The following is a 23,767-nucleotide window of genomic DNA, read 5'->3' as shown; positions in this document are numbered from 1 at the left end:
AAAATCACTTATTTAATGTCAGATTAAAACAGTCTAAATCGAAATTACTTTCTATTTAATACTGAACAAGCTGATCGGGTCTGCTCCTTATCCCTCCCCGCAAATTGAATAGCAAGTCTTTTTATTGCCCTAATTATCGGCCTTGCTGGTGATTCCGAAATCAACCCTTTTAAAGTGAAAAGCCAGTATAAACATGCCAACGCCAATAGACGTTAACATTCGCATTTCAATGACCAATCCACCGACTGTTTTATCTGTCGGTGATAATATTGATGCCCTGCTTGGCTTCACGGTTGCTGATTTTCTCAACGGCAAAGTATCTTTGCAAAGTCGAATTCACATGGCCGACCAGGATATTGCCGATGTCCTGTTCTCAACTGACGGCAATAAAACCACTGATATGTTTAACATCAGGCTCAGACACGCCAATGGTCATATCCGCTGTGTCAAAGGTATTTACCGTAAAGAACTAGACGCTACCAACAATAAGATTATCCTTGACCTGCTACTGCAAGATGCCAAAAGCCTCACTCAGAATCCAGGCGACCAAGCCATGATGACCCATTTCAAGGCCATGATGGAAAACACCGATGATTACATTTATTTTAAAGATCGCAATCATGTACTTACCGGCGCCAGCCAAACACTCGCATCTCTTACCGACCGTATAGAGCAGTGGTCGGACCTGCTTGGCAAGACTGATTACGACCTGTTCCCCGAAAAAGATGCCGATATTTACTACCAGTTGGACAAACAGGTATTTGCAGGCATCCCTGTAGCCTATGAAATACAAAAAATACCGAATAGTCATGACCATCGTGGCTGGATCGACAATCGTAAGTATCCGATCTATGACGATAACGGTAAAATTTCCGGTTTGTTTGGTATTGCTCGTGACGTCTCCATCCGTATCAATGCCGAGCGGTACGCACAATTTTACGGGAGCATTTTAAAGCAGCTTGCCATCAACAAGCCGCTACTTAGCATTCTTGAAGATATTGTCTTAGGTGTAGAACAACTCTACCCGACACTGCTTTGCAGCATTTTGTTACTCGATAGCGACGGCAAGCATCTGATCAATGGCTCTGCCCCCAACCTGCCTGATTTCTACAATGAAGCTATTAACGGCCTTGAAATTGGCGTTGGTGTTGGTTGTTGCGGAGAAGCTGCATTTACCGGCAAACGTGTTATTGTTGAAGACATTACTACGCATCCAAATTGGGCTTCCTGGAAAGAGCTTGCAGCCAGGGCAAAATTAGGTTCCTGCTGGTCCCAGCCTATTCTGTCATCATCGGCCCAAGTATTGGGTACTTTTGCTATTTATCATCCTCAGGCACATATCCCTACCGAATTTGATATTACCATCATCGAGCAATCAGCGAGTCTAGCCGGCATCGCCATTGAGCGCAGGCAAACTGACGCAGCGTTGACCCGATCCGAAACAAAGTTTCGTACACTATTTAATGCCAGCAGAGATGCGGTACTCATGTTGAATAAGCAAGGTTTTTTCGACTGCAATGATGCCGCCATAAAAATGTTTGGTTTAAAATCACGGGAAGACATCGCTTTATATCATCCTCTCGATTTGTCGCCACTTAAGCAGCCCTGTGGCACGGATTCAAAAATATTGGCCAGACAGTACCTTGATACAGCGCTAAAAAAAGGTAGCCTGCGCTTCGAATGGATGCATAAGCGAGCAGATACCGGTAAAAACTTTATTACCGAAGTCTTGCTCAGTTCCATGATGCTTGATAAGCAAATATTACTACAAACCGCCATACACGACATCACCATCCGCAAGCGCGCCGAAGATGAACTTCGCATCGCCGCTACTGCCTTTCAGGTTCAGGAAGGCTTGATGGTCACCGATGCCAAGGGCATTCTCTTGCGGGTCAATAATGCCTTCACCACTATCACCGGCTATTCCTCGCAAGAAGTGATTGGTAAAACCCCAAGCTTTCTTAAAAGCGGCCGCCATGATGCGACCTTCCATACCAAGATGTGGAACACCATCAATAATACCGGCACATGGTCGGGGGAAATCTGGAATCGGCGCAAAAGTGGTGAAGTCTATCCGGAATACATGACCATCACCGCAGTAAAAGATAGCTATGATGAAGTGACCAATTACGTTGCCACCCTGACTGATATCACCATGAATAAAGCGGCCGCAGAAGAGATTCAAAATCTGGCCTACTATGACCCGCTGACACAACTGGCCAATCGACGACTACTGACTGATCGTGTAAAGCATGTCCTGGCATGTCGCTCACACGGCGGCGGCAGAGGTGCTGTCATGTTTATTGATCTGGATTATTTTAAGACCATCAACGACACGCTTGGTCATAATATCGGCGACTTACTGCTTCAGCAAGTTGCCAGCCGCTTAACCGCGTGTGTGCGAAAAAGCGACACGTTGGCCCGTTTGGGCGGTGATGAGTTTGTCGTGCTACTGGAAAATTTAAGTGAAAAAATCCTTGAAGCTGCGGCCCAGGCTAAAGTCATTGGCGACAAGATGCTGGATGCTCTCAGACAGACGTATCAGCTTGCCGCACACGAATACTACGGTACAGCAAGTATTGGGGTGACTTTGTTTGATGGTTGCGAGGTAGTCGGCATAGATGAACTGTTTCGACAGGCTGATATTGCCATGTATCAGGCTAAAGATTGTGGCCGTAATCACTTGCGCTTTTTCGATCCTGATATGCAAAAAATGATTAATGCCAATGCTTCTTTAACCATGGATTTACGTAATGCGCTTGAGCAACAGCAATTTCAACTGTATTACCAGGTTCAGGTAGATGCTTTGGCACAACCAATAGGCGCAGAAGCTCTGATTCGCTGGCTGCACCCTAAGCATGGTTTGGTGTCGCCCCATGATTTTATTGCGTTGGCAGAACAAACAGGATTAATTTTACCTATTGGGCAATGGGTACTGGAAACGGCTTGCGCGCAACTTAAAGCATGGGAACAAGATGAGAGTACTTGCAAGCTGACGCTATCTATTAACGTCAGCGCCAAGCAATTCCACCAAACAGATTTTGTAACGCAAGTGCAAAGTGCAGTGCAACGTCATGACATTGATCCGTCTAAATTAAAACTGGAACTGACTGAAAGTATGCTGGCTGATAATCTTGAACAAATTATTGCTGTCATGAATACATTGAATGCCATTAGTATCCGCTTCTCGTTGGATGACTTTGGTACCGGCTATTCATCCTTGCAATATCTAAAACGCTTACCCTTATTCCAACTGAAGATTGATCAATCATTTGTTCGGGACATTACGTTTGACAACAATGATCGAGCGCTCGTACTGACCATTATCAATATGGCGAACAGTTTGGGACTTGAGGTGATTGCCGAAGGTGTTGAAACAAAAGAGCAGCAACTACTTCTTCTGCATAAAGGCTGCCTTCACTTTCAAGGTTATTTATTTGGTAAGCCTTCACCAATCAAGCAATTTGAAGAGGCGCTAAAATAGCGGTATTTTTACTAATTTGGCCTTAATATGAATAATAGCCGTCCATTTACGATATCAATTTTGCAGTCACTCTCATTGCAGAGAATTAATACCAACCAATAAGTTACCAGACTAGTCCCCAAGGCATTGAAAAAAATCGATTAATTTCTGGTGTACGACGCGCATTACCGTATGGTGCTGATTACTTAAATTAGGTTAGATTGAATTGTTACATTTCGTTACAATTCATAAATGTTATAAGGTAGTATTTAATGTATTGTATACACCTAAGATAAATTATTGTTATCAAAATCTATATTTAATTTTCTTAATATTGTCATAATAAGGATTACTGAAAATTGCTGATATACTACCAGTTATATTTTCAAGGTTTCTTATCTTTGACGTTGTAATCCACAGATATGCAAGCTCAATTTAGTACCAATGCTCATAGGAAGCGAGCGATATACCCAGAAAAGCATTTATTGCTCTAATGATTTTTTAGCTGATTTTCCCTAAATCAAGAATTAAAACTTGAATATCGGATGTAAGTATGATCGATACAACAGAAGTCAAAATCCGTATTTCACTGACTAATCCGCAGACTGTCTTATCTGTCGGCGATGGTATTGATGCCCTGCTTGGCTATACAGTTGACGATTTTCTTATTGGCAAAGTGTCTTTGCACAGTCGGATTCATGCCGACGATCTGGACATTGCCGACGTACTATTCTCAACTGATGGCCGCAATAAAATTGCCGATACTTTTAATATCAGACTCAGGCAAGCCAATGGCCATATACGCTGCATCAAAGGCCTTTACAGCAAAGAACCAAGCGTCACTGACAGTAATATTATCCTTGACCTGTTGCTGCAAGATGCAAAAAGCATCAGTAAACAGCTAAGCGACCAACCCATGATGACCCAATTCAGGGCCATGATGGAAAATACCAATGATTATATTTATTTCAAAGATCGTAATCATGTATTTACTGGTGCCAGCCAAACACCGGGCGCTATTACAGATACTATAAAACAGTCGTCGTACCTGGTTGGAAAAACTGATTACGACCTGTTTTCGGAAAAAGATGCCGATATTTACTACAGTCTGGAGAAGCAAGTATTCGCGGGCATTAATGTGGCCCATGAAATCCAGAAAGCATCGAATAACGAGGCCCATAGCAGCTGGATAGATAACCGTAAATATCCAATACATAATGATAATGGTGAAATTTCCGGCTTGTTTGGTATAGCCTTGGACATCTCCACGCGCATAAATTCCGAACGGTATGCGCACTTTTACAGCAGCATTTTAGAACTACTTGCCATAAACAGCCCCCTACTTAGTGTTATTGAAGCTATTGTGACAGGCGTAGAGCAACTCTACCCGACACTGCTTTGCAGCATTTTGTTACTCGATAGCGACGGCAAACATCTTGTTAATGGCTCATCCCCAAATCCGCCTGATTTTTTCAACGAAGTCACTAACGGCATAAAAATTAACGCTGACTCTTGCAGAGAGACCTTTGTTACCGGCAATCGTGTTGTCGTTGAGGACATTGCCACACCCACAAACTGGACTGCTTATAAAAAACTTGCAGTCAATGCAGTACTAGGTGCTTGCTGGTCACAGCCTATTTTGTCATCATCTGGCCAAGTACTGGGTACTTTTGCTATCTACCATCATGAGCCACATACACCAACCGGGTTTGATATTGCCCTCATCGAACAATCAGCCCGTCTGGCCAGTATTGCCATTGAACGCAAGCAAATCGACGCGTCTTTAGCTCAAACCGAAATAAAATTCCACACACTATTTAATGCCTGCAGAGATGCGGTACTCATGTTGAACGAGAATGGCTTTTTCGATTGCAATAATCCCGCCATGATGATGTTTGGTTTGCAGTCACGTGAAGCTATTACTTCCTATAAGCCGGCCGATTTATCACCACTTAAGCAACCATGCGGTACGGATTCAATAACATTAGCCCGGCAGTACATTGAGATCGCTACAAAAAAAGGTAGCGTGCGCTTCGAATGGATGTATAAGCGAGTTGACACCGGCAAAAACTTCATCACCGAAGTAACGCTTAATTCCATGATGATTAATGGCGTATTATTGTTGCAAACAACCATACACGACATAACCATTCGTAAGCGGGCCGAGGATGATCTTCGCATCGCCGCGACGGCCTTCCAGATCCAGGAAGGCATGATGGTTACCAATGACTCCGGCATTATTCTACGGGTAAATAATGCCTTTACCACGATTACTGAATATTCCGCGCGAGAAGTTATTGGCAAAAATCCCAACCTGCTTAGCTCGGGCCGCCATGATAAGGATTTCTACACTGAGATGTGGGAAGCCATAGAAAATACCGGGACATGGTCGGGTGAAATATGGAATCGGCGTAAGAATGGCGAAGTCTATCCAGGATATCTCGCCATTACCACAATAAAAGATGCCAATGGTAAAGTGACCAATTACGTTGCTACCTTAACCGATATCACCATCAGTAAAGCTGCCGCAGAGGAAATTGAGCGTCTGGCTTTCTACGATCCGCTTACTGAATTGGCCAATCGTCGTCTGCTGACTGATCGTGTCCAACATGCATTGGTCGGTAGTACCCGTAACAGAGATCAAGGTGCGTTGATGTTTCTTGATCTGGATCATTTCAAAATCGTCAATGACACGTTCGGTCATGATGCCGGTGACTTATTATTAAAACAGGTTACAGCAAGGTTGACCGCCTGTGTGCGCGAAAGTGATACCGTAGCCCGTTTGGGTGGTGACGAGTTTGTCGTGCTACTGGAAGGCTTAAGTGATCAAGCCATTGAAGCTGCGGCACAGACCAAAGCGATAGGCGATAAGATCCTGGAAGCGCTTAATCAACCGTATAATCTAAATTATCATCAATACCATACCACAGCCAGTATCGGTGCTACGTTGTTTAAAGGACAACGAGCCGGCATTGATGAACTTTTTCGGCAGGCCGATATCGCCATGTATCAAGCGAAGGATTCCGGCCGCAATCGCCTGTACTTTTTTGATCAGGAGATGCAAGATGCCATTAATGCCCGCGCTTCTATTGATATAGATTTACGCAAGGCACTTGATCAGCAACAATTTCAACTGTATTACCAAATTCAGGTAGATGCCCTGGAACGCCCAATAGGCGCAGAAGCCCTGATTCGCTGGTTACATCCCGAGCGTGGCTTGGTGTCACCTTATAATTTCATTCCGATGGTAGAAGCAACAGAATTAATTTTACCTATTGGACAATGGGTACTGGAAACTGCCTGCGCGCAACTCAAAGCATGGGAACAAGACAAGACGACCTGTGAGCTCACCCTGTCAATTAACATAAGTTCCAGGCAATTTCACCAAGTGAACTTTGTATCGCAGGTAAAAAATGCGGTAGAACGTCATGCCATCAACCCGGCTAAATTAAAGCTGGAACTGACAGAAAGTATGTTGACTGATAACCTCGAAAAAAATATTGCCGCCATCAGTTCATTAAATGCCCTTGGCGTCCGCTTCTCACTGGATGACTTTGGTACTGGTTATTCATCCCTGCAATATCTAAAACGCTTGCCTTTGTATCAACTGAAGATTGATCAGTCGTTTGTGCAAGATATTACTACTGACAGCGGCGATCAAGCACTCGTATTGACCATTATCAACATGGCACAGAGCATGAAACTTGAGGTTATTGCCGAAGGCGTTGAAACAAAAGAGCAACAACAAATGCTCTTACAAAAAGGCTGCTTCCACTTTCAAGGTTATTTATTTGGCAAGCCTTTACCGATTAAGCAGTTTGAAGAGTCTTTAAGATAGGGCCACTGGTTGCGGATATAGACGTATTCGTTCCCAAGTCCCGTACAACTCTCGTTCCCAAGCTGTAACTCGTTCCCAAGCTGTAACTCGTTCCCAAGCTGGAGCTTGGGAACGAGTTACAGCTTGGGAACCAGCCTATTGAAACAAACGCCCCGACTCCATCCCATAAATGGCATCAACCAGCCCCAAACCCGCCTCACGGTGAGTCACCATAACCACGGTTTTATCCTTGGCAAAAATTGCCAGAGCTTTAAATATGTCAGCCTCGGTATCGCTATCCAAACCTTCGGTGGGTTCATCCAAAATCAATAGGGGCGCATTTTTAAGATACAACCGCGCCAAGGCAATGCGCCGCGCTTCACCTCCTGACACTTGTACGCCACTTTCACCTACCCAGGTATCAAGACCTTCCGGCAAGTAACCAATAAATTTCTCCAGTCCTGCCGCCTTTATGGCCGCAGCCAGTTCTGTTGCAGAAGCGTTGGGTTTGGCTATCAACAGGTTTTCTTTAATACTCGCAGCAAACAATTGACTACGCTGAGACAAGACACCAAAACAAGTCATTAATTGCTCGGCATCCAGTTGCTTGATATTTTGTCCTGCCAATAAAACACTGCCTTGATCAGGATCATAATAATGCATCAACAGATGCAACAACGTGGTCTTGCCTGAACCGCTGGCACCGACTATCGCAATTTTACTGCCCTGTGGAATAGCCAAATTGATATTTTTTAAAGCTGGATGTTGCTGATCAGGATAACTAAAACTAACCTCCTGTAACTCTACATCATAACGTTCCGGCAGTGCCAAAGCCTGAATTGGCACGGCAACTGTTGGTGACATTTCTGACACCTGCCTGATACGCCGGGCCGCTTTTTGGGTTTTTGCCAGCATTTGCATGGCTTGCGGCAAGGGTGTTACCAACTCGAAAGCAGCAAGCACACAAAAAATAACTATCGCTAAATCCGGCCCTGACAACAAATTATTTTTAAATGAAATTACGGCAAACACCAGAACCAATAATACCGTTAACTGTGCCAGCAAAAAGGTAAGTGCTGAGGCAATGGCCGACAAACGGTTATTTTGTCGTTGGGTGTTAATCATTAAAGCAGAAAACTGCCCCAGAAAATCACTAAAACGCTCATAAGCCTGATTGGCGATTAAATCAGTAAAACCCTGCATCATATCAACTTGACGAATACGGAAATTGGCCGCCAAAACAATAATTTGCTCAGCACCACCAGCTCCCAAACGATTAAAAAACCAAGGCACCCACACCGCGCCAACAAGCAACATAAGGCCGGTAGCCACACTGATTACCGGCGCATAAAAAGCCAAAAAGACAGTAACGGCTGTCACTCCTACAGTCGCTACGATGGCCGGAGCAAGCAAGCGTAAATACAGAGCGTCCAACGCGTCAATATCTGCCGTCATGCGTGATAATAAATCACCACTACGCATGACCGACAAACGTCCCGGCACCAAAGGAATCAGTTGTTGAAAAAACCAGCCACGGATACCCGCCAAGACCCGAAAAGTTGCTTCATGCGTCACCAAACGCTCACCATAACGACCCAAAGTACGAATAATGGCCAATGCGCGTATTTGTGCCGCAGGCAGCATAAAATTAAAGGTCAGCGCATTGCCATCCATGGCAACTAATCCGGCCAGCGCAGCAGAACTAATAAACCAGCCCGACAACGTTAATAAAGCAATGGATGCCAGGCCCGTCACTAATGACAACAAGATTCCGGCCACTAACCAGCCACGATGGGGTTTAAATAATTTCAAAAAAAACCACAAATCGTTCATAACACCAACCGTCCTTGCTGCAAGGTTATGCGCCGCCGCATTCTGTTAATCACCACCGGATCATGCGTAGCAACAATCAGCGTTTTATCAGCAAATAATTGCTCGATAACAGCCAGTAACAACGTTTTATTGCCAGCATCAAGATTTGCAGTTGGCTCATCGAGTAAAATGATGTCGGCCTCTTTTAAAAAGGCTCTGGCCAGCGCAATTCTTTGTACCTGCCCGCCAGATAAACCATAACCCCGCTCACCAATCTTCGTGAGTAAACCCCCAGGCAATTGTGCGCTAAATTCGGTTACGCCGGCCGCTTGTGCCGCATTAATGATGCGCTGCTCTGAGGCATCAGGATCAGCCAGCGCAATATTGTCTTTTATGCTGCCGTGAAAGATATAGGCATTTTGCCCCACCCATGCAATGGCTTGAGCCGCATACTCACGATTAACACCAATGCCATTAAGCAATATCCGGCCCTCGGTTGCTGACTCAAAACCCAACAACAGATTTAAAAGCGTTGTTTTTCCGGCACCTGATTCACCCACCAAAGCAACTTTTTCACCAGTAGCAATAGACAAATTGATACCGGTTAAAACTTGCCGCTGACCATAAAATTTATCGACCTGCTTAAATTCAATAAGCTTGTTGTTACCCTGAAAATCACCGTCGGGTGCCGCGTAGTGCTGTGACGAGGTACAAAACTCATCATTTGCGATTGATGCGTCTCCTGAATCATTATCGCCTGTTGCCAACGTATCAACATGTTGTTCCAGTATCGCCAGAATGGCATCAGTTCCACCCAACGCAGCGGCGCGGTCGTGATAATTGATAGCCAATTGTCTGAGCGGCATAAAAAACTCAGGCGCCAGCAACAAAACAAACAGCGCTGAACGTAAACTGATTTGGTCAGCCGGACCAAAATGAATTTGTCCCAATAAACCCAGCCCGACATACACGGCAACCAAAGCAACCGCAACGGCACTAAAAAACTCCAGAATAGCCGACGATAAAAAGGCAATTCGCAACACCGCCATGGTTTTTTCCCTAAACCCGTCAGCCATTTGATTAATGGTGTTTAACTCTTGAGCCGCCTGACCAAACAACTTTAGTGTTGCCAAGCCTTGCAAACGGTCGAGAAAATAACCGCTCATTCTTGCCATGGCCAAAAACTGATTGCGATTTGCAGAAGCGGCACCCATACCAACTAACGCCATAAAAATCGGCACCAGCGGGCCGGTCAATAAAAATATCAGCCCCACTACCCAATTAACGGGCATGACCACCAGTATCATGATGATCGGCAAAACACCGACTATCATTTGTTGCGGCAGATAGCGTGAGAAATAATTTTCCAGCGCATCAACCTGTTCCAAAGTAACAGCAGCCAATTCACCACTTTGCTGTTGCTTGATTTCGGCAGGCCCCAGCATTAAAAATTTGTCCAACAATTGTTGCCTTACCGAGGCCCTGACCTGGGCTCCAGCCTCAAAACCCGTTATTTGATGTCCGTAAACACACAAACTACGCAAGACAAAAACACCGCCCAGCAATAACAAAGGCATCATTAACGATGCCCACGGCAACTTGTCAATAATGATGGCTTGCAGTATAAAAGCCAGCACTGCCGCTTGAACAATAACACCCAGTCCGTTAACAATACCGATAATAGCCGCCAATAAAACCGGTTTACGGACAGCTTTACTTTGTTCTTTTAACCAACCGGCACAAACCTTTTCTCTGGCTTTATTTTTATCAAAATAGGCTTGATTATCCGTTTCTGTTAATTGCACCAAGACCTGCCCTCTTGTTTTATTGGTAAAAAAAAGAATAATACACTGTCTTTACCTAAAAACCATTAGCATAAGAACCATGGCTCCTACAAAAGAATAACTCACTTTTCTCTTGACTTTCGTGCTGTTCGTGGATAGGTTGCTTTTTCGATCTTATAGAGTGTGCCATACGCACCTTAAGCTTGTTGATCAGTCATTACTAACCGGTAATCGATCTTTTCATACCGATGATTAATTATTGCTTACCGATAACCAATTCTTTTATACCAGTGACCAGTAATTGTTTACCGATGAATAATTGTTTTATATCGGTGATCAGTCATTGCTCACCGGTAACCATTCCTTTTATACCAGTGACCAGTAATTGTTTACCGATGAATAATCGTTTTATACCGGTGATCAGTAATTATCGAGCGCTCACCAAGCTATGGCAAGTCATTGATTTAATCAGGCTAGCCTCTTAATATCTTGTATCAGGTCAATTGTTTATCGGCATGAGCTTACTATTAAACATTTTCGTGTCTTTCGTGCTTTTCGTGGACAACAGCTTTTGATTTTCGTGGATTGGTCTAGCGGAAATAAGTTGAAATGACTCTTTTTGAACAAGCTTGCCGTTTTACAGGCAACAAGCGGGGATTAATAATGTAACGGGGAAATAGCGATGGGTAGAACAAAGAAGCTAGACCTTTCCTGTTTTGAAAACCTGAAGGTCTAGCCTTGTTAGCTGTATTTAATCAATAATCAGATTACTTTGTTACGACGACCCAAGCCCAACAGGCCGACCATACCAGTCAGGAATAACCATGCAGCAGCCGGCACCGGCACCGCAGATACTACACTACCTTTAAAGTTAATGGTCATACCGTCAAGAGCACCGTTGTAACCACTGATATTATGTCCAGTAGATGCCAGGAATATACTGCCTACGTAATTACCGACAGTACTGGTATTAAACAAAAAGTCCAGATTGGTCTTTGAAGAACCACCAGCCAGATCCGTAAAGTTGCTCACGTTGTAGCTGGTGAAAGCCGTACCCAAGTTGAAAGTATAATTACCATTAAGACGATCGGTATAAAGAGCATCCAGGCCGCCAATATTGGCAAGACTAAAAGTGGCAGTTTGTGAGCCGATAGCTTGAGTAAAGCTTCCAAAATCCAAAGTCAAGCCGGTACCGTCCCAAGTACCTGCACCACCCGTATTCTGAAAGCCAACTTTGGCATAGTCATAAACACTACCGGTAATAGCCAACGTCTGAGTATTGGTATTGCTAAAGTTGTTAACAACAGTCAATGTCTCATTCAAGGCACCGGCAGTAGCAGTTGAGAATGTTACATTTTGTGAACCAGCACTGTTGCCTGCGGTAGCTATCCAATCGGAACCACCAGTTACTATGCCTGAACCGCTCAAACGGTCATCAAGAACACCTGTGTACGTGACAGCACCACGCAGAGTTGGACCAGAGCCAGTGGTAGGAGCGTTGCCAATATTGTAAGTTTGCGTAGCCGTATCGCCTACATGCTTGGCACCAAAAGCCATTGTGGCATTACCGGCAGCAGCAGTACCGCCATTGATAGACAGTGTTTGCTGGGTAACTGCATTACTTGCTGATGAATTAATAACAGTATTAGTAACTCCCGCAGATTTATCAAAAGCATTTCCGGTACCGAAACCTGCGTTGGTGTAATCCGTAGCAACTATCAATTTATCGCTTGAAGAACTGCTGTTACCCTTAACAGCACCATCGCTATTTAAATTAAGAGTGCCAATGGTTTCTGTCCTTGATTTAAGATCGAAGGTACCACCGCTGTTGACATTAACAGTACCCGTATCAGCCAGACGCTCATTTGAATTCAAAGCCAGAGTGCCGCCATTGATGTTGGTAGCGCCAGTGTAACTATTGCTGCCACTAAGGGTCAGCGTACCGGCACCCAACTTATCTAAACTTCCGCTTCCGGTGATGGCATTGCTTACCGTTAACGCATCGCTACGGTTGAAAGCCAACGTCGCGTTATTGGTGATCGCGCTCGAAGAACTAATTGTGCCGGTCGTGCCGCCAGCGCCGACCTGCAGCGTACCGCCGCTGATTGTGGTGGTACCGGTGTAAGAGTTGGTACCGCTCAGCGTTGTTGTGCCTGTACCGTTTTTAACCAATGCTCCTTTGTTATTGCCGCCAGTTTGGTTACTAATGACTCCTGAAAGCGCAATATTATTGGCACCATCGAGTGTTAGTGTTTTTGTGCTTGTACCTGACGTAGCGTTATTAAGATTAATCGCGCCGGTAAAATTCAAGTCACCGCTTGCAGCATTAAAAGTAGTGCTGTTAGACAGACTAAATTTTGCACCTAAATTCTGGGCAAGGTTATCATTGTTCACCACTCCGCCTGAACCAATAGTGAAAGTGCTGCTGCTGGTTCCAATGGTGTAAGAACTTGTATTAGTGTTGGCAGCACCGAAAAGAATACTGTTCAGAGTCAAAGTAGTTGGTACAGAAGACGGAGTCAATCTGTTAACGGGAGCAACATCAAACACCAAATCTGTAGCTACGTTAGATGTAGCAGCAGTACCAGACCAATTACTGTTACTTGTCCAGTTGCTACTGCTACCGCTCCCCCCATTCCAAGTAAAAATCGACGCATTAACGCCTTGTGCAGCCAAGCCGACGCCTAAGGCCAAACCAATCGCGGCACGAAGCTTCCATTTTGACGGTTGTGGTGCCGCAGATACCGGTGTTACTTTTCTATTTGTTTGCATTTTAATTTCCATTATAAATTGGGTATTTTAATTACGGGCAGTTGACAAGCAGCCAACAAAGCAAGCATTTAATTACAAATAATCTTATAAGTTATTGATGATAGGTCGTTAGTAAGTTATCACCTACAAGCGTAGTTGATACTTATACAAAGTCAAGAAAGTAACACCATAAAAAATAAAATCACTAAAACAGGCATTTTTAATTATCCCGTCTTTTGTGCTATCAATAATGACAGTTAACCCGGCATAAAAACGACACTTGCGCGGCACTCCATGTATTTAATGTTGTTTCTATAATAAAACTTTCTTTTTAAAGTGAGGCAACTATACATGAAGCCATAAACGAAAGCACTTAATGAATTGTAACCAAATGTAACAAAGATAATAATTTAATGATCAAGGCTTGATAAATTGCTATAAAACAGACAATTCTATCGCTAAATCCCTCGGGAATAGTAAAGAAATTGACAGGCAGTCAGGCTTTTGAATACTTCGGCTGGACGATCTTACAGATAAGTCGTTATCTCGGCAGGGTGAGAAAAGCAAGAGACGGGCGTGATCCAGTAACCATGGATACCAGGATTGAATGACGCAAAGCAAATTTTACGATGCCGGCCAGGGTTTACAACCCTGACCAAAATGTTTGAAGGCTTTAATGGTTTTTAAAATGTGAGTGACGGGATTGCAATCCGCTTAACGCTTCAGGCTTATCAAGATAAAAAGCCTGCACTCAATTTACGAAGAGAGAATTTATTGTCATTGTTATGATTTCTTACCCAGAACTCAGGTTAATTAATGACTTATTTTATTTCAAATAATGCCAAAACAAATTCAATTTGCTATTCAATTTATTTACGATATGTTGGATAGCACTAAGAAACTTGATTAAAAAATGAGGGGTTATTATGGATAAAGTTTATATGTTATTGAAGGTTGTCGGTGGTGTTGCGCTTTTTTATTCGATTATGGTATTTTTGCCCATGGCTTTCACTTACCTATCCAATGGCGATGTGAGGCCTTGATATCAATATTTACCGATAACTCAATCTTGGAGTTTTTAATTCTTGATTTCGGGGAATTCAGTGATAACAAGCATTAAGCATAAGCCGGAATAAGGACCGCCCAAGCCTGTCCTTAGCTTGCCGAAGGGCCTAGCCGTGTGGTGGGTGTTTCCGACTGGCTCGTACAACTAGCCGGAAACGCTTGTTCTCGCTTACGCTTGAAAAGCCTTATTCCTGCCTACATCTATTAAGTCGCTGTGTTGTAGGTTATCCAGAATCTATAAATTCAAAATAAGAAAACTTGAAGATCGTGTATAAGGCTAAAATCAATCATGAACCCCCTATAACACTTTGGAAAAGCATCATAAGGGTATTTATTTAGATAACGGCTTTAGCTTGAAGATCGGCATGGTAAGAAGATCTGACCATGGGCGCACTGGCAACTTGCTTAAAGCCCAGTTGCTTTGCAAAAGCGCCATAATCGTCGAATTGTTGCGGGGTGATATAACTTTTAACGGGTAAATGCGCCTTGGTTGGCTGTAGATATTGACCCAGCGTCAGCATTGAGCAGCCATGCGCCAATAAATCCCTCATTACCTGATGGACTTCTTCCTGCTCTTCGCCGACACCCAGCATCAATCCTGATTTAGTCGGCGTTTGGCTTTGCGCACTGCCATACTTGCCCAGCAGTTGCAAAGAACCCAGATAATCTGCACCGGGACGCACTTGTTTATAAAGCCGTGGCACTGTTTCCAGGTTATGGTTGAACACGTCACAGGGCTCTTTAATTAAAATGTCTATGGCTTTATCAATACGACCACGAAAATCCGGAACCAGAATTTCAATTTTTGTGGTGGGCGTTTGCTGGCGGATTTTTTTTATACAATCAGCAAAATGACCGGCACCACCATCTCTTAAATCATCCCTATCCACCGAGGTGATAACGACATATTTTAAAGCCATTGCCTGTATCGCATCGGCCAGATGTTGCGGTTCATCTTTATCCAGCGCCAGTGGTTTGCCATGCGCGACATCACAGAAAGGGCAACGACGGGTACATAAATCGCCCATGATCATAAAAGTTGCCGTACCGTGTTGAAAACATTCAGACAGATTGGGACAGGCCGCTTCTTCACAAACCGTATGCAATTTATGCTCACGCATTAACTGTTTGATTTTGGTGATCTCGTCACTGGCTGAAAGCTTTACGCGTATCCAGTCAGGTTTACGCAAAACGGTATCGGACTGTTCAACTTTTATCGGGATACGCGCCAGTTTCTTGGCACTACGTTCATGTGATTCAGGGGTAGAGCGTGAGGGTGCTTGATTAGTCATGTATGAGTGCCGTAGTAATAGCCTGAGTAACGGAGTTTGCCAGTTGCCTGGAACTAATGATAACACCCAGATCTGCTAATTGAGTGACTTTAAGGTCTGCATAGCCGCAAGTATTAATGTACTCGAAAGGACTTAAATCCATCGCATTATTAAGACTAAGGCCATGGTAGCTACAGTTTTTTTTAATCCGTAAACCGATCGAACCTATTTTTTGGTCATTGACGTAAACGCCCGGCGCATCGGCTTTGGAAACAGCGATAATACCATTCTCTGCCAAAGTGCCAATCATCGCTTGCTCAAGAATGGTCACCAGTTGGCGCACACCCAGATTAAGTCGTTTAATATCCAGTAAGGCATAAATAACCACTTGCCCGGGGCCATGATAGGTGACTTGTCCACCCCGATCAGAATTAATCACCGGAATGTTGCCGGTATTTAATAAATGCTCACGTTTACCGCTTAACCCCAGCGTGTAAACAGGAGAGTGTTCCACTATCCAGATTTCATCCGGGGTATCTGCGTTGCGCTCCTGGGTGAAACGCTGCATGGCCTGCCAGCTGGTTTCATAATTTTGTAATCCCAAGTGACGTATTATTGGCATTAAAAGAGCTGGTATTGGTTCAAAAATTGCGGCCAAAAAGAATGGCTCTACAAAGCCATCAAAACATGAGGATGATCGCTTAAATCCTGATAAATCGCATCCAATTGTTTTTTGCTGGAGGCTTCTATAACGACCGTTATTGCGATGAAATTGCCGTCCTTGCTCGGCCGCAAAGTGACTGCATCTGGTTTAACATCAGGTGCGTGGCGACGAACAATTTCTATCACCAATAAATCAAGCTCCATATCGGCTTTACCCATGGCTTTAACGGGAAATTGACAAGGAAATTCAAAAAAGGTTTGTTCGCTCATAATCAACGATTTTTTATAATCCTGAAAAATCCGCGTCATGTTATGCCATACCGGACCGGGCTTTCCGTCTGACACTTTGATGGAGTCAAGCTCGACAATGGGGACAATTTCACGGGTGGAACTGGTTACCCAAATTTCGCTGGCTGTTTGCAAGTTGGCAAAGGTGATTTTATCTTCGCTGCAGGCAATGTTGTTTTTTCGTGCAAGCTCCAAAATCACATCACGGGTAATGCCGGGTAAAATATCATTGCCTTTAGGTGGCGTACACAAAACACCATCAATAACGGCAAAAACATTACTGGCCGCACCTTCAACAACATAACCGTCTTTTACCAACAGTGCTTCGGCGCAACCCTGATCGATAGCCTCTTGCCTATGCAGGATGTTGCCTAATAAGGTGATGGCTTTTATGTTGCAAAATTGCCAACGACTATCATCCATGCTGACCGCTTTTACGCCCTGATTTAATCCGGCAAAAGGCACGATAGCCGAGCACATGGCAAAAACAGTAGCAGGTATATTGTCAGGAAAAGCGTGATCTCTTTTAGGGCCGACACCACGGGTAATCTGTAGATAAATATACTGATCAATAGTGGTATCCAGCAATGGCGACAATATCGCCAACCATTCCTCACGGGTATGCGGGTTAGCCAGACGAATACCGGCCAGACTGTTTTCCAGACGTTGTAGATGATCCTGAAAATGAAATAAATGGCCGGAATAAGACGGGATGACTTCATAGATACCGTCACCAAATAAAAATCCACGATCCAACACGGAAACTTTGGCTTCATTAAGCGGCAAATACTCACCGTTTAAATAAACCATTTTATTTTCCGTCATCTGACTTTTCCAGCATCATCATGGCGCTGTCCATGAGTCTTTGAATAATATTGCCCTGATCTACCGCTTTGAGAGCGACCAAGTCTTTATCAACAATCACTTCATCGTTAAGAGTGACCTTAACAGAACCCAGCTTTGCGCCTTCTGCAACAGGTGCAGTAATTTTTTTATCAACGTTAATAACGGCCTTAAGATCTTTGTATTGGCGGCGTGGAATCGTTGCATAAATATCTTCAGCCAAACCTAAAGGTAACGTTTTAGTTGCCCCTTTCCAGATTCTGGGTTCATCCAAGGTTTTTTTACCTTCATACAAGCGATGCGATTCAAAAAACCGGAAGCCATAATTAAGCAGTGTTTGATTTTCATTGGCTCTGGCATTAGCATTTTTTGCGCCCATAACGACAGAGACAAGACGCATATCTTCTCTTAGTGCAGAAGCAACCAAACAATAACCTGCATCATCTGTAAATCCGGTTTTAACGCCATCAACCGACTCGTCCCGTGACAGTAACTTGTTACGGTTTTGCTGGGTGATTTTGTTAAAGGTGAATTCTTTTTGAGAAAACCAGCGATAGTAGTCAGGAAATTCTTTGATTAAAGCGGTAGTGAGAATAGCCAGGTCACGTGCACTGGTGTAATGATCTTCCATAGGCAAACCGTCACTGTTTTTAAAATGGCTATTTACCATTCCCAGTCGGGCAGCATGCTGATTCATCATGTCAGCAAAAGTAGCTTCACTACCGGCGACATGTTCAGCCAGAGCGACACTGGCGTCATTACCGGATTGGATGATGATGCCTTTTAGTAAATCTTCAACTTTAACCTGATTGCCAAGCTCGATAAACATCCGTGAACCAGCTGTTTTCCAGGCTTTTTCGCTGATAGTGGCAGAATCTTCAAGATGTAAATGGCCATTGCCAAGCTCTCTAAACGCCACATAAACCGTCATTATCTTGGTAAGACTGGCAGGAGCAAGCTTGGCATCGGCATTATTTTCTGCCATCACTTTACCGGTATGAAAATCCTGTAAGATGAAAGCAGTGGCCGCTATATTGGGTGCGGGAGGTGTCGTAATGTCAGTATTTTCTGCATTGACCTGAAAAACTGTAGCCAATAAGCCAAAAAATAAAAATAGAGTAATTTTTTTAAAAGGGTTCATAGCTCTTTAAAATGGACAATGTAAGCAATATTATTGTTTACATTGTAACACGCGAGCTGTCTGATTGTTTGGATTCAGTAACAAATTGTGTATTGATTATGCCTATTCTTGCCAACTGCTCGCTCAATTGATTGGCAGAGGCCGTTGAGTCTACCGGTCCAATTTGAACTTTATAAAGGGTGGATTTTTTATAAGTCGATGAACGGATATTCGGCTCAGGCAAATTATTGGCGGCGATTTTATTTTTTAACTTCAGCGCCTTTTTTTGACTGCCAAAACTGCCAACCTGCAGATAGACATTTTTTTCCTGTGTCGCTGCGCTTTGTTGCAATTGCGGCAAGGCTTGACTGGGTGAAATCACTTTAATTTCAACGGCTCCGGTACCATCTTCCTGCATATCCAGATTTTTGGCAGCAGCGTAAGATAAATCCAACTCCCGGTTGCCAACAAAAGGACCTCTGTCATTTATTCTAACGATAATGCTGCGATGATTTTCCAAATTGGTTATCTGTGCGTAAGACGGAATCGGCAATGTTTTATGCGCCGCAGTCATCGCATACATATCAAAAATTTCGCCGGTGGCAGTTTTTTTACCATGAAAACCGGGGCCATACCAGGAAGCAACGCCCTGTTTTATGTAACGGGCAATACGTGGGAACAGGTTTTCTTGTTCAGCAACAGTATTAGACGGATTGGTACGAGTACTTGTCTGTACTATTGAGTGATGCCTTAAATCATGTCTTATTTGATTACGGGCCAGGGCATGATTTGTATGACTGGCAATAGCTGGAGGTTGAAAAATGGCATCCGTCTTTTTAATTTGTTCGGTAGAACACCCATATAGGGCAATCATTAAAATTGCTAATAAGAGTTTATTCATGGAAAAGTACCTTTTTTATTTAAAATAGTTTGGCTTAACTGATAAACAGCCATGGCATATAAAGGACTGTGGTTGTATCGGGTGATGACATAAAAGTTGTCTAATCCCGCCCAGAGCTCTTCACTTTGTTGCTGTTCGAACGCAAGCAGTTTTACTTTAGCGCTTAAAGGTATTGGTCTCGATATTTTTAAGTTAAGCGATTCTAACCCGGCAAAGCTTAAGTCCGGCTTAAGATCTTTGTTTAAAGCTTTTTTATAGGTATCCCCTGTTGCAGTTACCGGAACAGCAATCGCCTGGCCAGGCTGCCATTGATGCTTAACAAAATAATTGGCAATACTGGCGATAACATCGCCGTTGTTATGCCAGATATCCCGATGACCGTCATTATTAAAATCAACCGCATAAGCCCTGAAACTACTGGGCATAAACTGCGGTACGCCCATAGCCCCGGCATAAGAGCCAACCGGCACTAAAGGATTAAGCTGTTCATCCCGGCACAATAACAAGTAGCTTTCCAATTCACCGAGAAAAAACTGACTGCGAGGCGGATAGGCAAATCCCAAGGTAGCAAGCGCATCAATTACCCGATGGTTGCCGGTTTTTTGTCCGTAAAAGGTTTCAACCCCGATGACGGCAACAATAATTTCCGCAGGAACACCCGTTTTTTGCTCGACTGCAGCCAATGCCTGTGCGTTTTCCTGCCAAAATTTTACGCCGCCATTGATGCGGGCATCGGTCATAAATATTTTGCGGTATTTATACCAAGGCATGCCTTCTGCAGGTGAAGAAATTCTTTTGAGAATATCTTCTTTTATTTCGACAGCATCGAACAACTCAGCCAGCTTGTTTTCATCAAACTGATGCGTTGTAACCATCTTTTTGATAAACGTATCAACGGACTTGGTATCTTTTATGTTGCCGGCACACGAGACCAGTGACATACACAACACACAAGCCAGGTTTTTTAACCAAAAAACCAGAGGGTCAGTTTGTGACTTTAGCCTTAACTCTGCGTTAATTTTCATCAGCGTGTCCGAAATTTTTTATGGGTGTGAATTGACATGAGAATGCCAAAACCGGCAAGCAACGTGACAATAGAGGTGCCGCCGTAACTGATTAAAGGCAACGGCACACCAACCACCGGAAGAACACCGATAACCATGCCGATATTGACAAAAACATAAACAAAAAAAGTAAAAGCCAGGCTACCTGCCAACAACCGACTATAGGTATCCTGTGCCTGCGTAGCTATGTATAAACACCGAACAATGATTAACAGATATAACCCCAATAACCCCAGGCAACCGACCAAACCAAATTCTTCCGCAAATACCGCAAAAATAAAGTCGGTAGAGCTTTCCGGCAAAAAATCCAGTTCCGATTGAGTGCTACCTAGCCACCCCTTGCCATAAATACCGCCGGAACCAATGGCTATTTTTGATTGAATAATATGATAGCCCCTACCCAAAGGATCCGCTTCCGGGTTTAAGAAAGTGAGTACCCGATCACGTTGATAACCGCGCATAAAATGCCAAATGACTGGCGTTAACGAGGCCAACGCAGCAATGATGCCGACTATAAAGCGCCAAGAAAGACCGGCAAAAAACAATACGCCCGCACCGGAACTTGCGACCAACAATGCAGTACCCAAATCAGGTTGTTTGGCGATTAAAAGCGTCGGGATAACAATAAGGATGGCCGCTATAAACAACTGTTTTGATTTTGGCGGCAACGGATATTCTGCCAAATACCAGGCAATCATCATCGGTGTCGTAATCTTGATCATTTCTGATGGTTGGAAACGAAAAACGCCCAAATCCAACCAACGTTGAGCACCTTTACCTATCTCACCCATAATTAATACGGCTATGAGCAACAAGATACCAAAACCGAACAATACCGTAGAGTAGCGCTTAAACTGATAAGGATCTATATGCGCCAGAACTATCATTAAAATAAAAGCCAGGCCAACGCGGCCCGCCTGACGCATCAACACGTCCATATCCTGACTGCCACTACTGTAAAGAACCAGAAAGCTCAAGAATGAGGTCAGCAATAAGCCGATAAACAAAGGGATATCAATGTGTAGCGTTCTTAGGGCATTACCCAATATTGACGGCGGCTCAAATTGTTCATGCCGGGATTCATTTTTCATTATTTTCCTGTAAAAACTGTTTGATAACCTGCCCGGCAACCGGCGCTGCAACTGAACCGCCATGTCCGCCGTTTTCCATGATAACAGCGACGGCAATTTTAGGATCATCTGCCGGAGCGAAAGCAATAAATAACGCATGATCGCGAAATTTAAAGTCGATGGCATTCTCGTTGTATTTTGCGTTTTGTTTAATGCCCAAAACCTGTGCAGTACCGGTTTTACCGGCAATTTGATAACTAATATCGCTATTAATGACTCTGGCAGTCCCGTGTGCACCGTGAACGACATTGATCATCCCATCAATAACCGTAGTCACATTATCAGATTTTAACTGAAGGGTGGCATTCTGAAGCTCAGGACCTGGACTGGCACCTTGTGTACTGACCATTTTATTGACCAGAAACGGCATAACCACCTTGCCTTTATTTGCCAAGGTTGCCGTAGCTCTGGCTAACTGTAATGGAGTAACCTGATGATAACCCTGACCAATGCCGGTTATTAATGTTTCTCCGGGATACCACGCCTGCTTTCTTTGAGCCCGCTTCCACTCCCGAGACGGCAATAATCCCGCTTTCTCGCCAATAAGGTCAATACCGGATTTTTCACCAAAACCAAATTTCTGTAAAAAACTGTGCATATGATCTATACCCAGAGTTGCTGCCAGACGATAAAAATAGACATCACACGATTCAGTAATGGCCCGACTTATATCCACTGAGCCATGCCCGCCTTTTTTCCAGTCTCTGTATTTATGATCAACACCGGGTAATTGGTAATAGCCGGGGCATAACAGTTTTTGTTGGGGACTGACAGCCTCATACTCAAGACCTGCCAGAGCAATAAACGGCTTGATGGTAGAACCGGGGGGATATAAACCACGCAATGCACGATTGTAGAGCGGTTGGTTTTCTGATGACTGTAGTGCCTGATAGGCATCATTGGCAATACCAACAACAAACGGATTGGGATCAAAGCCCGGGCGACTGACAAAGACCAAAACACCGCCGGTTTTAATATCAATCGCAACGACTGCACCATTGAAAGTACCCAAGGCATCGTAGGCCGTTTTTTGTAAATCAATATCCAAGGTTAAATAAAGGTTTGCACCGGGATCTGGAGAGACTTCTTTTAAGGTATTAAGAAGCCTGGCCTGAACATTGGTTTCTATTTCTGCATAACCGGTTTTGCCATGTAATTCATTTTCATAAGAACTCTCTATGCCCAACTTGCCAACATGCGTGGAGCCCCTGTATTCAGCCAGTGGCAACTCTTTAATTTCGGCCTCGTTAATACGGCCTACGTAGCCAATGACATGAGCGGCCAAATCACTGTAAGGGTAATGCCGAACCAACTGGGTATGAATATCGACCCCCGGGAAATATGGCCTGACAACGGCGAATTTTGCCAACTCTTCATCGTTCATCCCTAATAATAGTGGCGTACTGACGAAGCGTTTTTGGCGTTTGCGTAATTTCTGATATTGCTCGATTTTTTCATCGGGTATGGCCAGCAATTTTTGCAACCGTAACAACGTCTCGTCCATATCGCTTATTTGCTCGGGAATAAGCTCCAAACTATAAGACGGAGTGTTTTCAGCCAGCACTTTCCCGTGCCGATCATAAATCATGCCTCGGTCAGGAACCAAGGGAACGATTTTTATGCTGTTATCTTTGGCCAGTGATGAGTAATGTTCATGGCCAACAATTTGCAGGTAAATGAGACGAACAATCAGACCCGATGTTAAGAGAATAATGACGATAAAAGCCACGACAATACGATTGACAAACAGGCGATTCTCTACCGAATGGTCTTTAATAATATAAGTATCAGACAT

The 23,767-nt window shown here is 43.9% G+C and carries 13 protein-coding genes and 1 pseudogene; 2 read left to right on the top strand and 12 right to left on the bottom strand.

The features are described 5' to 3' along the window. The first annotated feature begins 193 nt into the window (after positions 1-193). Together KKZ03_RS09035 and KKZ03_RS09030 are read left to right on the top strand one after the other, a co-directional pair. A complete protein-coding gene (locus tag KKZ03_RS09035) occupies positions 194-3,484 on the top strand; it encodes an EAL domain-containing protein (RefSeq protein WP_243221163.1) in 3,291 nt (1,096 codons plus the stop codon). A gap of 532 nt (positions 3,485-4,016) precedes the next feature. Beyond that, positions 4,017-7,301, top strand: a complete 3,285-nt coding sequence (locus KKZ03_RS09030; protein WP_243221162.1) for an EAL domain-containing protein — start codon at positions 4,017-4,019, stop codon at positions 7,299-7,301. Between the two features lie 135 nt (positions 7,302-7,436). On the opposite strand, the gene cydC is transcribed toward KKZ03_RS09030, so the two are convergent. The 12 genes and pseudogenes from cydC to mrdA form a co-directional block, all read right to left on the bottom strand. Further along, complete coding sequence (cydC, locus tag KKZ03_RS09025) at positions 7,437-9,092, bottom strand: thiol reductant ABC exporter subunit CydC (RefSeq protein ID WP_243221161.1); 1,656 nt, start codon at positions 9,090-9,092, stop codon at positions 7,437-7,439. A 17-nt stretch (positions 9,093-9,109) separates the two neighbouring features. Further along, a complete protein-coding gene (cydD, locus tag KKZ03_RS09020) occupies positions 9,110-10,897 on the bottom strand; it encodes a thiol reductant ABC exporter subunit CydD (protein ID WP_243221583.1) in 1,788 nt (595 codons plus the stop codon). A 741-nt stretch (positions 10,898-11,638) separates the two neighbouring features. Further along, positions 11,639-13,648: a VPLPA-CTERM sorting domain-containing protein gene (locus tag KKZ03_RS09015; protein WP_243221160.1), complete on the bottom strand. Its 2,010-nt coding sequence runs from the start codon at positions 13,646-13,648 to the stop codon at positions 11,639-11,641. A gap of 710 nt (positions 13,649-14,358) precedes the next feature. Continuing rightward, a pseudogene (locus tag KKZ03_RS22005) lies at positions 14,359-14,418 on the bottom strand (YSIRK-type signal peptide-containing protein); the annotation flags it as partial. 609 nt (positions 14,419-15,027) lie between these two features. Further along, positions 15,028-15,984, bottom strand: a complete 957-nt coding sequence (gene lipA / locus KKZ03_RS09010; protein WP_243221159.1) for a lipoyl synthase — start codon at positions 15,982-15,984, stop codon at positions 15,028-15,030. Beyond that, positions 15,977-16,585, bottom strand: coding sequence for a lipoyl(octanoyl) transferase LipB (gene lipB, locus KKZ03_RS09005; RefSeq protein WP_243221158.1), 609 nt, complete (start codon positions 16,583-16,585; stop codon positions 15,977-15,979). Before lipB ends, lipA begins: the two co-directional genes overlap by 8 nt. A 47-nt stretch (positions 16,586-16,632) precedes the next feature. Then, a complete protein-coding gene (locus KKZ03_RS08995; RefSeq protein ID WP_371744876.1) occupies positions 16,633-17,739 on the bottom strand; it encodes a DUF493 family protein in 1,107 nt (368 codons plus the stop codon). Continuing rightward, positions 17,726-18,898 (bottom strand): D-alanyl-D-alanine carboxypeptidase family protein, encoded by a 1,173-nt coding sequence (locus KKZ03_RS08990; protein WP_243221157.1) that lies wholly within the window; start codon positions 18,896-18,898, stop codon positions 17,726-17,728. The genes KKZ03_RS08995 and KKZ03_RS08990 overlap by 14 nt, the downstream gene beginning before the upstream one ends. 37 nt (positions 18,899-18,935) lie before the next feature. Next, a complete protein-coding gene (locus KKZ03_RS08985) occupies positions 18,936-19,778 on the bottom strand; it encodes a septal ring lytic transglycosylase RlpA family protein (RefSeq protein ID WP_243221156.1) in 843 nt (280 codons plus the stop codon). Further along, the gene (mltB, locus tag KKZ03_RS08980) at positions 19,775-20,803 is read right to left on the bottom strand and encodes a lytic murein transglycosylase B (protein ID WP_243221155.1); all 1,029 of its coding nucleotides are present in this window, start codon (positions 20,801-20,803) and stop codon (positions 19,775-19,777) included. Before mltB ends, KKZ03_RS08985 begins: the two co-directional genes overlap by 4 nt. Then, positions 20,803-21,933 carry a rod shape-determining protein RodA gene (rodA, locus tag KKZ03_RS08975; protein WP_243221154.1) on the bottom strand — a complete coding sequence of 377 codons (1,131 nt, stop codon included), beginning with the start codon at positions 21,931-21,933 and terminating at the stop codon, positions 20,803-20,805. Before rodA ends, mltB begins: the two co-directional genes overlap by 1 nt. Continuing rightward, a complete protein-coding gene (mrdA, locus tag KKZ03_RS08970; protein ID WP_243221153.1) occupies positions 21,923-23,767 on the bottom strand; it encodes a penicillin-binding protein 2 in 1,845 nt (614 codons plus the stop codon). The genes rodA and mrdA overlap by 11 nt, the downstream gene beginning before the upstream one ends.

This window comes from Methylobacter sp. S3L5C, from assembly GCF_022788635.1.
Lineage (GTDB): Bacteria > Pseudomonadota > Gammaproteobacteria > Methylococcales > Methylomonadaceae > Methylobacter_C.
Note: the sequence above shows the minus strand (reverse complement) of the source record. Positions and strands in the feature narration are given on the sequence as shown.

What these genes read in the sequence shown, in the direction of transcription:
- KKZ03_RS09035 (WP_243221163.1), top strand. Translation starts at nt 194, where the DNA reads ATGCCAACGCCAATAGACGTTAACATTCGCATTTCAATGACCAATCCA.
- mltB (WP_243221155.1), bottom strand. Translation starts at nt 20,803, where the DNA reads ATGAAAATTAACGCAGAGTTAAGGCTAAAGTCACAAACTGACCCTCTG.
- KKZ03_RS08990 (WP_243221157.1), bottom strand. Translation starts at nt 18,898, where the DNA reads ATGAACCCTTTTAAAAAAATTACTCTATTTTTATTTTTTGGCTTATTG.
- KKZ03_RS08985 (WP_243221156.1), bottom strand. Translation starts at nt 19,778, where the DNA reads ATGAATAAACTCTTATTAGCAATTTTAATGATTGCCCTATATGGGTGT.
- KKZ03_RS08995 (WP_371744876.1), bottom strand. Translation starts at nt 17,739, where the DNA reads ATGACGGAAAATAAAATGGTTTATTTAAACGGTGAGTATTTGCCGCTT.
- lipB (WP_243221158.1), bottom strand. Translation starts at nt 16,585, where the DNA reads ATGCCAATAATACGTCACTTGGGATTACAAAATTATGAAACCAGCTGG.
- mrdA (WP_243221153.1), bottom strand. Translation starts at nt 23,767, where the DNA reads ATGTCTGATACTTATATTATTAAAGACCATTCGGTAGAGAATCGCCTG.
- KKZ03_RS09030 (WP_243221162.1), top strand. Translation starts at nt 4,017, where the DNA reads ATGATCGATACAACAGAAGTCAAAATCCGTATTTCACTGACTAATCCG.
- lipA (WP_243221159.1), bottom strand. Translation starts at nt 15,984, where the DNA reads ATGACTAATCAAGCACCCTCACGCTCTACCCCTGAATCACATGAACGT.
- KKZ03_RS09015 (WP_243221160.1), bottom strand. Translation starts at nt 13,648, where the DNA reads ATGCAAACAAATAGAAAAGTAACACCGGTATCTGCGGCACCACAACCG.
- rodA (WP_243221154.1), bottom strand. Translation starts at nt 21,933, where the DNA reads ATGAAAAATGAATCCCGGCATGAACAATTTGAGCCGCCGTCAATATTG.